General features: G+C 69.0%; 14 protein-coding genes. 3 read left to right on the top strand and 11 right to left on the bottom strand.

Annotation, left to right across the window (positions count from 1 at the left end; translation table 11 throughout):
- Positions 1–266 precede the first annotated feature (266 nt).
- Positions 267–1,082 carry a transglutaminase family protein gene (locus tag DOM67_RS19070; protein ID WP_110678814.1) on the bottom strand — a complete coding sequence of 272 codons (816 nt, stop codon included), beginning with the start codon at positions 1,080–1,082 and terminating at the stop codon, positions 267–269.
- A gap of 353 nt (positions 1,083–1,435) precedes the next feature.
- On the opposite strand from DOM67_RS19070, the gene DOM67_RS19065 reads away from it, so the two are divergent.
- Entirely contained in the window at positions 1,436–1,828 is a 393-nt protein-coding gene (locus tag DOM67_RS19065) for a hypothetical protein (protein ID WP_110678812.1), read from the top strand.
- 463 nt (positions 1,829–2,291) lie between these two features.
- Here the strand turns inward: DOM67_RS19065 and DOM67_RS19055 are convergent, their stop codons facing one another.
- On the bottom strand, positions 2,292–3,308 hold the full coding sequence (locus DOM67_RS19055; RefSeq protein ID WP_110678809.1) for an endonuclease: 1,017 nt from the start codon (positions 3,306–3,308) through the stop codon (positions 2,292–2,294).
- Between the two features lie 109 nt (positions 3,309–3,417).
- Here DOM67_RS19055 and DOM67_RS19050 point away from each other — a divergent pair, with 109 nt between their 5' ends.
- Both DOM67_RS19050 and DOM67_RS19045 read left to right on the top strand, forming a co-directional pair.
- Positions 3,418–4,140: a hypothetical protein gene (locus DOM67_RS19050; RefSeq protein ID WP_110678807.1), complete on the top strand. Its 723-nt coding sequence runs from the start codon at positions 3,418–3,420 to the stop codon at positions 4,138–4,140.
- A gap of 197 nt (positions 4,141–4,337) precedes the next feature.
- Positions 4,338–4,790 carry a trypco2 family protein gene (locus DOM67_RS19045; RefSeq protein WP_110678805.1) on the top strand — a complete coding sequence of 151 codons (453 nt, stop codon included), beginning with the start codon at positions 4,338–4,340 and terminating at the stop codon, positions 4,788–4,790.
- A gap of 59 nt (positions 4,791–4,849) precedes the next feature.
- Here DOM67_RS19045 and DOM67_RS19040 read toward each other — a convergent pair whose 3' ends face one another.
- The 9 genes from DOM67_RS19040 to DOM67_RS18995 form a co-directional block, all read right to left on the bottom strand.
- The gene (locus tag DOM67_RS19040) at positions 4,850–5,320 is read right to left on the bottom strand and encodes a nucleotidyl transferase AbiEii/AbiGii toxin family protein (RefSeq protein WP_157958917.1); all 471 of its coding nucleotides are present in this window, start codon (positions 5,318–5,320) and stop codon (positions 4,850–4,852) included.
- A gap of 8 nt (positions 5,321–5,328) precedes the next feature.
- Entirely contained in the window at positions 5,329–5,706 is a 378-nt protein-coding gene (locus DOM67_RS19035) for a hypothetical protein (RefSeq protein ID WP_110678801.1), read from the bottom strand.
- Positions 5,669–6,751 carry a type IV toxin-antitoxin system AbiEi family antitoxin gene (locus tag DOM67_RS19030; RefSeq protein ID WP_110678800.1) on the bottom strand — a complete coding sequence of 361 codons (1,083 nt, stop codon included), beginning with the start codon at positions 6,749–6,751 and terminating at the stop codon, positions 5,669–5,671. Before DOM67_RS19030 ends, DOM67_RS19035 begins: the two co-directional genes overlap by 38 nt.
- 94 nt (positions 6,752–6,845) lie before the next feature.
- A complete protein-coding gene (locus DOM67_RS19025; RefSeq protein WP_110678798.1) occupies positions 6,846–7,877 on the bottom strand; it encodes a contractile injection system protein, VgrG/Pvc8 family in 1,032 nt (343 codons plus the stop codon).
- Positions 7,874–8,317: a phage tail protein gene (locus tag DOM67_RS19020; protein WP_110678796.1), complete on the bottom strand. Its 444-nt coding sequence runs from the start codon at positions 8,315–8,317 to the stop codon at positions 7,874–7,876. The genes DOM67_RS19025 and DOM67_RS19020 overlap by 4 nt, the downstream gene beginning before the upstream one ends.
- 170 nt (positions 8,318–8,487) lie before the next feature.
- Positions 8,488–10,944 carry a phage tail tape measure protein gene (locus DOM67_RS19015; protein ID WP_110678795.1) on the bottom strand — a complete coding sequence of 819 codons (2,457 nt, stop codon included), beginning with the start codon at positions 10,942–10,944 and terminating at the stop codon, positions 8,488–8,490.
- A gap of 168 nt (positions 10,945–11,112) precedes the next feature.
- On the bottom strand, positions 11,113–11,460 hold the full coding sequence (locus tag DOM67_RS19005) for a phage tail assembly protein (RefSeq protein ID WP_106418719.1): 348 nt from the start codon (positions 11,458–11,460) through the stop codon (positions 11,113–11,115).
- Between the two features lie 94 nt (positions 11,461–11,554).
- Positions 11,555–12,067 (bottom strand): phage major tail tube protein, encoded by a 513-nt coding sequence (locus DOM67_RS19000; RefSeq protein WP_106418718.1) that lies wholly within the window; start codon positions 12,065–12,067, stop codon positions 11,555–11,557.
- 40 nt (positions 12,068–12,107) lie between these two features.
- The coding region (locus DOM67_RS18995) for a phage tail sheath C-terminal domain-containing protein (RefSeq protein WP_280951089.1) at positions 12,108–12,329 on the bottom strand (222 nt) is incomplete at its 5' end.

Here is a 12,329-nt window from a genome sequence, read left to right as displayed (position 1 = left end):
GCTTTCCTGCTTTCCGTTCGATCCGTGATCGCTGCGCCCACGCTGGCCGTGCCCCGCTTCTCTCTCGCTGGCCTACCGCGTCTCTCTTGCGCTTCTCTTGCGCCTCTTCTGACATCTCTCGCTTCTCTTGCCTCTCCGGCGTGCCGTGCGGGTGTCTTCCGCGTCGAGTCCCTGCGTTGCTGTTCCGGGGGCGGCAGGTCGCTTCGCTGGCCGGGTGACGCCGGGGCCGGTGGCCAGCGGCTGGCGTGGGCGGGTGCCGCCGGGGCTCAGGCGCCCGGCGGTAGTTCGTAGATCCAGACGCTGAAGCCACCCAGGGCGTTGGGGCCGAAGGTGTGGGTCAGCGGGACGTCGGTGGCGTCGCGGCCCTGGGCGATCAGCACGCGGCCGATGCAGGGGGCGTTGTTGCGCGGGTCGAAGGTCCACCAGCGGCCGCTGAGGTAGACCTCCATCCAGGCGGCGAAGTCCATGTTGGCGTAGGGGGGCGGCTTGCCGATGTCGCTGACATAGCCGGTGCAGTAGCGCGCGGGGATGTTCATGCAGCGGCACAGGGTGATCGCCAGGTGGGTGTAGTCGCGGCAGACGCCGAGCTGCTCGCGGTAGGCTTCGGCGGCGGTGCGGGTGGGCCGGGAGTGTTCGTAGCCGAAGGTGAGGTGCTGGTGGACGAAGTCGCAGATCGCTTGCACCCGCTGCCAGCCGGCGGGGGTGTGCTGGAAGCGTTCCCAGGCGATGTTGCTGAGCAGGTCGGTCTCGCAGTAGCGGCTGCCGAGCAGGTAGGGGAGCACGTCCGCCGGCAGCGCTTCCACCGGGTGCTGGGTGGCGCTGGTGTCGATCGGGTCGGTCTGGCCGTCGTCGTGGAGCACGGCGTTGGTGCCGAGGGTGAAGGTGCCGGCGGGGGCGACCAGGCGGTTGCACCAGTTGCCGAAGCCGTCGCGGTAGCTGGCGATGGGCACGCTGGGGGAGGTGGTCAGGTGGTCGGGCCCTTCGAGATGCGAAAAGCGCGAGTGGTGGACATTGAGCAGCGCAATCATCGGCGTGGGGCCGTTGAATTGGAAGATCATTTCACAGCCGAGCTGGATTCTCACGATAGGGCCTCCGAACGAGCGGGTCGATCAGGCAGGGAGGCGGCCGGGGTGGTGCGTCGGTCGCCACGGGGCATTGCGGTCTGGCGTCGCTGACGGTCTGCCGGCCGTGCGCGTGGCGGTAGGGGATGTGCATGTCGTCTTGGGTGAGCCGTTGCAGTATGGCTGACCGGGGGGATTCCCGCGAATGGGCGATGGGCGGCTGATTCGGCGAGAGGGCGTTGCCGGTGCGCGTCCGCTGCCTGGGTCTTGGCACGCCTTTTCGCGCCGTTGCGTCGCGAACGGCTTTCCATGTTGTACTGTATGCGTATACAGTATCTAAAAGGACAAGCGTGCGCCCGCCGGGCGGGTGGCGAGTGCGATGGCACAACGATGACTGGATCGAGGTGGATGACGCGATGCAGGTGCAATATCTGGGGCCGCTGATGCTGGGGCTGGGCCACCCGGCGCTGAGAGGCTATGACCTCAATAGCTTTCCGCCGAGCTGTTATGCGGTGGAGCTGGGCCCGGCAGCGGGGTTCGAGGGGCCGCTGATCGAGGGGGATGTGCTGATCGTCGATGAGGATCGCTTGCCGACCCATGAGGATCTGATCGTGGCCAAGCTGGAGGGGGAGCATCTGCTGGGCCGGGTGTGGCGGATCGGTGGCCGGGTGCGGCTGATCCCGCTGCAGGGGCATGAGTCGCTGTTCGTCACCGGCGAGGTGCTGCGCGGGGTGGTGGTGAGCCAGGCGCGGCGCTATGTCTCTTGATCTGTCTCTTGATCTGTCTCTTGATCTGTCTCGTTAGGGGGCGTGCCGGCGGGAAGACGTCACCCCAGGCTGCGAGGTGACGCTGTCGGGTCGCTTAGAACGGCTTTCGGGGACGTCCTTGTGGGCCTATCGGGTCACGCAGAGCCAGCTCTATGGCTCTATCTAGGGTGATACCTTGCTTTCGCAGCTTTCTGATTCTCGTCTTCAAGGTGCTGGTCGGCATGTCGACTGCCGCTGCCCGGCCTTGAAGACTGTCGGGCGATGTCGATTGACTCCGTTTGCGCACCAGGATGGCCTGGTCGAGGGGGAGCATCTTCATTGCTGTTCCTTGAAGGAGTGTCCTTCTTGTGAGTGCTGCTGGGTTTAGCCGCCGGATCGTCGTGCGGCACTCGCTCGGGGACGATGAGCTTTCCGAGCCTAGCCTGGGGGCGGGGTACGCGCCATGCCGGTTTTGTATCCGCCCTCAGCCGCACAGCGCTTCGCAGGGGGTGCCGTCGCCGTCGCCATCCAGGCGGGCGTTGCCGCACTGGGTCAGGTGGTAGCGGGCTTCTTCGCAGGAGCGCATCGTGCCGCAGCTCTTGCGCGGGGTGCAGCTGAACGCCGCCGCTGAGTGATCGGGGGCGAGCGGGCTCGAATCCCGGCCCTTCGTCCAGGCCGGTGCCTCGGCGCTGCCGCTATTGTCTGTCTTCTCTTCGTTCCTCCCTTCGCCCTTCTCTACGATCTTCTCTTCGCCCTTGTCGTTTGAGGTGTCGCCTTCGACATAGGGGTTGCCGCTGCCCTGGATCCTGGCGATGCGCCGGTTGCGCTCGCGCTCCCAGGCGCTCACCGGGTCCGCCTTGGCCCAAGCCCGGAAGAGCTGCTGCTGTTGCCGCCCGATCTGAATGCCGTAGGTGTCGCGCATGTACCAGTAGGTGCGGGCGATGTCGCCGCGGACCGCCGCCGGCGGCTGGAAGGTGCGCTCGGGGAAGTCGACCTTGGCCGTGCACTGGCCGTACTGGTAGGCGTCGGCGCTGGTGGCCATGCCGTAGCGCATGTTGGAGCGGTCGCCGTTCACTTCGCCCACCGAGGGCACCAGGTTGACCAGGTCGGCCTCGGCCTGACGAAACACCGGGTCGTTGGCGCGGCAGCTACGGCGGCCGCCCTCTTGCCAGCACTGGCGCTGCCGGCCGAAGTCGTAGGCGGGCATGACGTGTTCCCACTCGATGCGCGCGGCGCGCTTGGGCTGCTTGCGAATCTGGTAGCCGCAGCTGGCGAGGTCCGGGCCTTGGTCGAAGTCGAAGGCGCAGCCGCAGTAGAAGGTGCGGTCCTGGTCGACGTAGATCTCGTTTTCCGCCAGGCGCTTGGCGGCGGAGAAGGAGCTGGGTGGGGCGGCCTGCGCCGGCAGGGTGGCCAGGGCAGTCAGGATCGTCAGGAGGCAGAGCGCGACCAGGGCATGGGAGAGGCGGACAACGAGAGGGGGTAGAGCGAAAACAGCGCGCATGCTTGATTAGAACCAATTGATTTAGCGAGCGCGCATTGTAGAGGTCTGGCCGGGGCGATGCATGCCGCGGCGGGCTGGGGGCGTGTGTCAGGCAGACGATGGAGGTGGCATGGGGGAGGCAATCAAACTGCTCGAGGTGCTGGACCGGTTGGCGCGCTACCGGCCCTCGGCGCATCAGGCGCCGTTCGAGCGCCGCGTGAATCGCTGTGCCAACGGGGCGCTGGTGGCCGGCGGCGTCTTGGTCGCGCTGCTCGGGGGGCTGCTGATCGTGCATCTGACCCTGGGCCCGCTGCCCGCGGCGTTCCGCTGGGTGGCGCTGGGATTGGGGCTGCTGGCCCAGCTGGTGTCGCTGGTGCCGCTGTGCGTGCCGATCCTGCTCGCCGGGCGGCTGCTGGTGGGCTGGCGGCGGATCGCGCTGACGGATCTGACCCGGGAGTTTCGCCACGACCGGGCGGCGGTCGATCGGCTGGCGGGGTTTTCGCCGGCGACGCTGGCCTATGTGCAGCGGTGGCTGGAGATCAAGGTGCGGCGGCTGGATCGCCGGGTGACGCTGTTCTTCGGCTCGCCCACCGCGGGCATCTCGCTGTGTCTGCTGGCGGCCAGCGCCATCGAGGCGCTGGGCGGATTCGGCGTGCTCTCGGTAGTCGCATCGGCCGGCATCGAGTGGACCCGGTCGGGGGCGATGCAGCTCGCCGCGCTGGTCGCCGTCTGTCTGCTGCTGGGGCTCTCCCTCGGCGCCATGGGGCAGCGCTGGCTGGCGACACGCTACGCCTTCCAGGCGGAGCTGGTGGGGTTGGCGCTGCAGCGCCGCGCCGCGCGCGACGGCGGGTGATCCGGCGTGCCGAGAGACGCGGGCCGGGGGATGCGATAACGCGGGCGGCGGTGGGTCAAAGCGCCTGCGGTGTCGTGTCGGGGTGTCACGTAGCGGCCTGTGTCCGAGGGGCAACAAAAACGGTCAGGGATGGCCGCCTGGCGCGCCTATGCTAAGAGACGTCGCCGATCATCCTTCGGCAGCCAGGGGCCTTCGCCATGAAAATACCGTTAGGTGAGTTTATCGGCAGTGTGAAAGAGGAGTTGCGCCACGCGCAATCGGATGACGATCCCTTCTATGAACTGACGGATGTCGAGCTGGAGGTCGCCTTTGCGATGACCAGTGAGGCAGGGGGCGGGTTCAAGGCGGTGGTGTTCGATGTCAGCGGGAAAGCGTCGGAGACCGCGACCCATCGCGTCCGACTGAGGCTGTCGCCGTTGCCCGTGGGGCCCTCGGGGGGGCCAAGAGAGGGGACGGCGTGGGCCTCGGAGCTGCAGGGCGCCAGAGAGCGACTGGGGGGCGCCTTGAAGCAGACGGAGTCGATGAAAGCCTACGGCGGCAACGCGCCCCTGGAGGAGTACCAGGAGGATCTGCGCAAAGTGCTGGAGACCGTGGATGAGGAGCTGAAAAGACGTACGACCGGGCCCAAATATCTGACGCGGGGCAAGTGATCGCTGTCGGGGCCGGCCGGTAGAGAAGGCGTCTGGCTGGCCCTGTCATCGCGCGTGGGTCAGACCAGTAGAAAGCCTTGGTGTAGCTGGTCGAGCCAGCCGAGGCAGATGTCGGTGGAGGTGTGGCTCGCGCGGCCCATCTCGATCGCGAGGGTTTCCAGCGAGTGCTGAGGATGGGTGCCTTCGAGCAGTGACGTGACATGGGCGAGGGTGTCGGCGTTGGCGATCCGTGCCGCGCGCTGCCCCAGTAGCTGCAGGGAGACGAGCGCATGGTCGTGGTCGTTGGCTTCGAGGCGCGCTAGCCAGGGCGCCTGCCACAGCGTGCCCTGGTCCTGATCCTCACGCCAGTAGTGCTGCAGCAGGTAGGCGATGTCGGCGGCGTCCTTGCGGCGCTCGGCCGGTGTCCGTTCGCTCCAGCTGACCAGCTTGAGCAGGATCTGGCTTTCGAGATTGGCGACCTTGAAGGTGATCTCCGGGGGCGCGGGATAGCTGACCCGGTAGGCGCTGCGGCAGGCTTCTGCGAATCCCATCACGGACATCACCACGGCGCCGTCCGGCGGCCAGGCGATCGCGGGTTCACCCGCCGCCACGCCGCCGAAGGGCAGAAGGTCGAGGGTGTCGCCCTGGGGGAGTGCAGGCGGTGGGGTTCGCGCTCGGGGGTGTAGCCACGGCCGACGAGGGCGTGACGGACGCGCCGGTAGTCGTCCCAGTCGCGGACGTAGATGGCGAAGTCGATATCCCGCGTAGCCCGCGGCCGCGGGGCGCCGAAGAGGTGATGCAGGACGATGTCGCGCGCGGTGGCGCCGATCAGCACATAGTCGATGCCGAGCGCGGCGGCGACGGTGTTCATGTCGCCCAGGGTGTCGCGCACGCTGGGCTCAAGCGGGCTGGTGAGTGTCAGCGAGATAGCGGTCATGAAGCACCCGGGCGGTGTCGGCGTTGCGGGCATCCTGGCTGGCGAGCAGATCGGCGTAGGCGAGCAGCGGGTTAACCAGGCCGGTGGTGTCGGTCTCGGCGTCATCGCCCCAGAAGCGCTCGCGCAGGCGCAGGTTGGCCGGGCGCCCGGCGGGTGGCTGAGTCAGCCGGTAGCGCTGCATCAGGGCGGGGAGGTTGGCCCGCGGTACGAACAGCGTGGCGAGTTCGGGCTGCAGATAGCCGGTGTAGCGCGCGGCGGCGACTTCGCCCCCCCAGGCGGCGGAGAGGTCGGTGACCTCGGCGCTGCCCCACCAGTCGGTCGCTTCGCGATAGAAGGTGCCGAGTTCGAGCTTGGGGGCGAGGGTTTCGGCATAGCCGGTGACCCAGCGGTCGCGCAGCCGGCGCGGGTCGGTCAGCCGGCGCCGGCCGCCGCGCCCTTGGGCGATGAAGCCGCCGCTGTCGAGGGCCTTGATGACATTGTCGGCGGTGCCGTGGGAGACGCCGCTCTCCGCGGCGAGGGTGCGCAGCGAGGCGGTGACCAGCTCGGGCCGCGTCAGCAGGTGATAGATGAGGATCAGCCCCTTGCGCTGGAAGGCTTTGTCGCCGGGGGCGTTCAGGCCGTCACGCGTGAGTGCGGCCGGGCGTGGCTGGCCGCGGATCAGAATCTTGAGCCCGGGGCGGTCGAGATGGGCGTTGCCGGCGGTATCGATGAACTGGATGCCCTGCGCCGCGAGCCGCTGGGCGGCGTTGGCGTTGAGGTAGTCCACGATCAGCAGCCGCTCCGGGTCGCTGGCCGAGGCGTGAACGAGTTCGCGCAGACGGTGGGCGGCCCAGCGTTTCACCTCACCCCGGAAGCGATGCCCCCCGATCTCCACGATCAGATCCGCGGTGTCTGCCTGGGCGACGTGCGTGTGGGTGGGGGTATCGATGTGCATGATGGCAGACGGGGTGACGGGCAGCGCCGTCTCGCGTTCGCAGGCCGCGAGGGCCGCGGCCACGATCTCCCGTGCTATCTCGTCTTCCGTCTCCCACTGCCATGCGTGCATTGGCTGTCCAATATTTTTGCGTGTCCATTAATAATGTACGCCTGTCAAAAATGGACAGCAAGCCGCCGCTTGCGCTCTTGATGACCTCTCGTCTTCACCCACCCCGCAGTTCGCAACTGAGCTGGGTGAGGTAGCCGTTGTCGTTGAGGCTTTCGGTGGTCTGGGTGACCAGCCAGGCGCGCTCGTCGATTCCGGCCTTGAAGCCGCGCAGGGTGAGCGGGGTCTCGGGGCTGAGGTCGGCGCGGCCGTGGGCCAGGGTGAGGTCGAGACTGGCCTGGCCGCGCTGCAGGCGGCGCCATTCGGCTTCGGCGGCGTGGCGGGCGTCGGCGGCGCTGGCGTAGGTGTCGCGCAGGGTCTTGGGCTTGGCCTCACTGCCGACCTGGATCGCCTGACGCTCGGCGCCGGCGGTGTCGTTCCAGTGCGCGATCACCCCGGTGTGGTCGTCGCGGTCGCTCTGGGTGAAGCGGTGGCGGTCGCCGTCGCGGCGGGTGAGGACGACGCCGGGCAGGGCCAGGCCGCTGGCGCTGAGCCCTTCGCCGGCGCGGGTGAAGAGCAGGTGGCCGGCCTTGATCGTGGCGATGGCGTCGAAGCGCTGGCCGAGCCGGGTGAGGAAGTTGAGGTCGGATTCGTCGGTCTGGTCGATATGTTCCAGGCGGATGCCGGCGAGGGTGTCGCCGACCACCGGGGTGAGGTCGTGGCGCGCGGCGAGGGTCTCGATCAGCTGGGCGAGGGTGAGATCGTGCCAGGATTGCGAGCGCTTGCCGGGGAGCTGCTGGCGCAGGTTGGCGGCGCGGGCGCGCAGCTGGAGACGGTCCGGGGCGCCGCTGTGTTCGACTTCGTCGACGATGAAGGTGCCGCGGCTGGCCAGGCCGCTGGCGTGCCAGCCGAGGGCGAGTTCGAGGGTGGCGCCGTGGGGCGGCAGCGCCAGGCGGCCGTCGTGGTCGGCGAGGGTGAGGGTGAGCTGGTCGGCGTCGCCGCCGCGCTGGCGGGTCAGGCTAAGGGCGATCAGCCGGCCATTGACCCGCGGGGTGATGTCTTCGCCGCCCAGGCTGAGGCGGTAGTCGGGGCGCGCGGTGCCGAGGCCGGGCGGGCCGAGGCGCGGGTCGCCGCTGCGTGGGGCGCTCATGCGTAGGCTCCGCTGAAGCGCGAGAGGCTCTCGGCGGTGAGGCTGCCGAGCAGGTCGAGGCGGGTGTCGTCGACCCGTTCCAGGCTGAGGCTGAAGTCGAGCTTGCCGGCGGCGCCGTCGCGGTGGAACTGGCTGGCGGTCTCGTCCACCTGGGTGATCACCCACAGGCCGTACTGGCGCCCGGTGCCTTCGATCAGCGGCCAGGCGTCGCCCTGGCTTGCCATCTGGCGCAGGGCGTAGAGCTCGAGACGCCCACCGGTGAATGCCGGCAGCAGGGTGCCGCTGAGGGTCAAGGTGTCGCTGCCCGGGCCGAGATATTGATAGGCCGGGCGCGCGCCGACCCGGGATTGGGCGGCGTGGCGCCAGGCGCTATTGCGCTGTAACTGCTGGTAGGGCACCGAGCGCGTTTCGAACACGAACATACCGAGGGCCATGAGCATAGTGCTCTCCTGTGATCCGTTGGGGGCGTAGGGTCTGTACGAAAACTGCCTGCGCTCAGCAATACGGCGTTAAAAACCGACTCAAAATGCTCATTTACACCCCGTAAACTCCGCTTTTTCATCGATTTTTGCCTTGTCTTGCCATCGCTCGCCGACTTTTCGTACAAACCCTAGTCTCGATCCCACATCGACGAACGTTGATACGCGGCCCGCTCTTGCTGCGCCTGCTCGAGGGCGCGCTGCACCTCTTGGGCGACCTGGCGTGCCAGGGCGTTTTCGTCCATGCCAGGGGCGGCATGGATATGGATGTCGCCGATCTGGACGCGGTTGTCGCTGGCCAGGGGCGGGCCGCCGGCGGTGAGCGGGGCGCGGGTATCCAGGGTGATCGGGGTCGGCCCCAGCAGCGCGAGTTCGGGCGCGAACGGTGGCTGCGCGCTGGCGGGGACGGCGGCGGCGGCCAGGGTGAGCCCGGCGCCGGCGCGGACGACGTCGCGGGCGATGGCGACCATGCGCTGGATGGGCTCGTCGCGCTGGCGCTCGATCCCCAGCGTCAGGCCGTCCACGGTATACCCGCCGAGCTTGGCGAACTCACGGGAGGGCGACTGGATACCGAGGCGTTCTTTGAAGCTCTGAAGGGCGCTCTGGGCCAGGCTGCTGGCGCCTTCGACCACGTAGTTCTTGCCCGCTGCCAGCCGATCGCCGACGGCGCGGGCGCCTTCGCTTGCTTTCTCCTTGAGCGATTTCAGGCCGTCGCCGGCGTCGCTGGCCAGCGAGGTGACGCGATCGGCGGCCTTGCCCGCCATCTCTTGGCCGCTGCCCCAGAGGTTGCCGGGCAGCGACTTCAGATAGTCGATGGCGGCGTCCCACTTCTCCTTGAGCTGCCCCATCAGGTCCCAGTCGGTGACCAGTTTGACGACCGCGTCGATGGCGCGGCCGGGGGCCGTCTCGAACCAGTTCCAGAGCTCGGTGATGCCTTTCCAGGCGCTCTCGAGGCCGTTGACGATGGCGTCCGAGAGGGTGCTCATGCTGGCCGGCACCTCGATGCCGAGCTTGTCGAGGGTGGCGACGATGCCCTGATAGATCAGCCCCAGCGGCGACCAGTTGGCGAGCAGCTGCATGACGCTGCCGATACCGCCGGCGAAGGCGTCCTTGACCTGCTGCCAGCGCTGGCTGAACCACTCGCTGATCGCGCCCCAGTGGCGGTAGATCTGGTAGGCGGCGACGCCGAGGGCGGCGACCGCGGCGACGATGGCGAGGATCGTCAGGCTGGCGGGGTTGAGCCCGAGCAGGGTGAGCACACCGCTGAGCGGGGCGAGCACGGCGCCGATGCCGCTGGCGAGCAGGCCAAGGGTGGCGAGCATGCCGCCGAGCACGCCGAGGAACTGGGTCAGCAGGGTGGTCAGCTCGGGGTTGTCGTCGATCCAGCCGGCGATACCGCGGGTGATCGCGGTGATGCCCTTGACCAGGTCGCGCAGGGCGCCGTCGTTGGCGATGGCGAAGGCGATGCTGGTCTCTTCCCAGGTCGCCTGCAGGCGGTCGAGGTCGCCGCTCAGGTCGTCCACCGCGCTGCGGGCGGCGCGCAGGTTGGTGCCGCTGAGGTCGGGCACGCGGGCAGCGGCCGGTGTGACGTTGTTCGGTGCGGCGTTGGCCACCGCGGGCACGCTGGAGGCCCGTGCCGGGGCGCTGACCTGGCGCGCGGCGCTGAGGCGTTCGGCATGGGGGCCGCCGATCTGGACGCCACCCGTCACGGCTACGCCGGTATCGGGGCTACCGGTATTGGCGCCGCTGGCGCTGCGTCTGCTGGCACTGAGCACATCGGCGAAGCGGGCCATGGCGCCCTGTTCGGCGAGGTCGACCCCGGCCTGGCGGGCCAGCGCGCTGGTGCGGGTCACGCTCGCGACCAGCTCACGGCCGTTGGCCTGGGCGAGCAGCACCATATCGCCGAGGGAGGCCTGGATCGCCGCCGGGCTGACCTGGCGCTCGAGCAGCGCGGCCTGGGCCGCGGCGATGCGGGTGGCGCCGAAGCCGGATTGGGTGCCGAGCTCGCGGGCCTGCTGGGTCAGCGCCTGGGCGCGCGGGTCATCCCGGGTGAAGTCGCCGGCGCGGCGCACGTGGCGCTGCTCGCGCTGGAACGCCAGGGCGGGGCCGAGCAGGGTCTTGGCGCCTTGGATCAGGCTGTCGAACCCGAGCCCGCCGCTGGGCAGCTCGGCGGGCTGCGGTCTCGGGCGAGCACGCGCCGCGGTCGTCGCCGCGGATCTCGCGGCAGGTGTCGGCAGGGATCTCGCGATAGATGTCGGCACGGATCTCGCCGCGGGTGTCGGCGCCGGTAGCGCACGCCTGCCCTGGGCGATCCGGGCCACCGGCGGCGGGGCCGAGGCGGTCGCCGTGGCCGCGGCGGCCGGGGCCGGCAGCAGGCGCTGCTGGCGCACCATCGTCTGGCGCAGCTGATCGAGGGCGTCGCGCAGGCGGGCGCTATCCCGCCAGGTGTGGTCAGCGACGGCAGGATCGGCGCCGACGGGCGTCGCCGGGCGGACAAGACGCGGAGATTCGCGGCGCAGGCGCGTCAGCGGGGCGGTGAGCTTAGCGACGCTGGCGAGCAGCGCCGGGAGGGGGAGATTGCGCGCCATGGGGGGCCTCGTTCATTGAGCGTTGGCGGGCGCGCTCGCGCCACTCCATCAGTTCGCGCAGGCTGAAGTCTGCGCAGTCCGTGGGGGTCCAGTGGAAGACGATGGCCAGGTCGGCCATCGCATCCTCCACCTGGGCCGGCAGCGCGATCTCGGCGGCGCCGCGGGGTGTCAGGCGGTTTCGCCCCGCGCCCGCTTCGAGAGCAAAAAACCGGCGATGTCGCTGCCGCACTGGACCAGGTCGGCCGGGTCCATCTGGCGCGCTTCGTGCTCGGTCAGGCTGGGCTGGGAGAGCCGCGGGATCAGCTTGATCAGGGCGTCGGTCTGCATCTGCAGCACGTCGGCCAGGTTGACCCCGCGCAGCTCGCCGGCGCTCGGCTTGCGCAGCACGATCTCGTCGATGCGCTGCTCGCCGCGCACGATCGGCGTGTCCAGGGCGATGGTGACGCGGGTGCCGTCGGCGGCAGTCTTGTCAGCGGCCGTCTTGGCGGCGGTATCAGCGTTCTGGGCTTGGCTCATGGGTGTCTCTCGGTGGTGATCGTGGGTGATCGGGGGTGACGCGGCGCGCGGGCGACGTCAGCGGCGGGGAGGCCACCGCTGACGGGGGCGCGGCTTAGATGCCCAGCGCCTGGCGGCGGCGGGCCAGGCGGTCGTCGCCGTTGACCTTGAACACGTAGTTGGGCAGGTCGATCTCGATCTTGGTCACCCCACCGATCACCAGTTTGTAGTAGCTCAGGGTGCTGGTGATCTTGTGCTCGGTGTTCTCGCCATCCTGGGCATCGCCGAAATCGATCTCGGTATGGCGGCCGCGCATCACCACCTCCACCGCGACCACTTCGTCGGTGTCGTCACGCTCGTAGCTGCCGGTCATGCGCAGCAGGTCGGCGTCGAGGCGCGAGGCGCCGAAGTTGTCGAAGATCGACTCGACCAGGCCGCCCACCGTCCACTGGCAGGTCATCAGGCCATCCATGCCCATGTCGATGCCGACGCTGCCGTCCATGCCGCCGCCGCGCCACTCTTCGATCTTGCGCGTGAGCGTGGGCAGGGTGACGGACTGGATCTGGCCCTGGTAGTTGTCGCCGTTGCCGAACAGGTTCAGCGCTTTGAGTTTCTTGGGAAGTGCCATCGATCAATGCTCCTCAGGGGTCTCGGGGCCGAACCGGCGCTCAGGCGCTGGCCGCGACGCGGCTGGCGAAATCGGCGAGATAGGTGTCGGTGATGCGCTGCTGGAAGCCGAGGTCCTCGAGCGGCGGCACCGGGGTGTAGTCGTAATCGATGCGCAGCTTGCCGGCCTTGAGGCTCTCGCGGGTGTTGAGCGATTCGTTGAGCCAGGCGCGGCCGTCGATGATCAGCCCCAGCGCCTTGAGCTCGGCGAACTTGGCGTTGAT

Source organism: Salinicola sp. RZ23 (assembly GCF_003206675.1).
GTDB classification, from domain to species: Bacteria; Pseudomonadota; Gammaproteobacteria; order Pseudomonadales; family Halomonadaceae; genus Salinicola; species Salinicola endophyticus.
The sequence above is the reverse complement of the archived record's forward strand: the minus strand, read 5'-3'. Positions and strand labels throughout refer to the sequence as shown.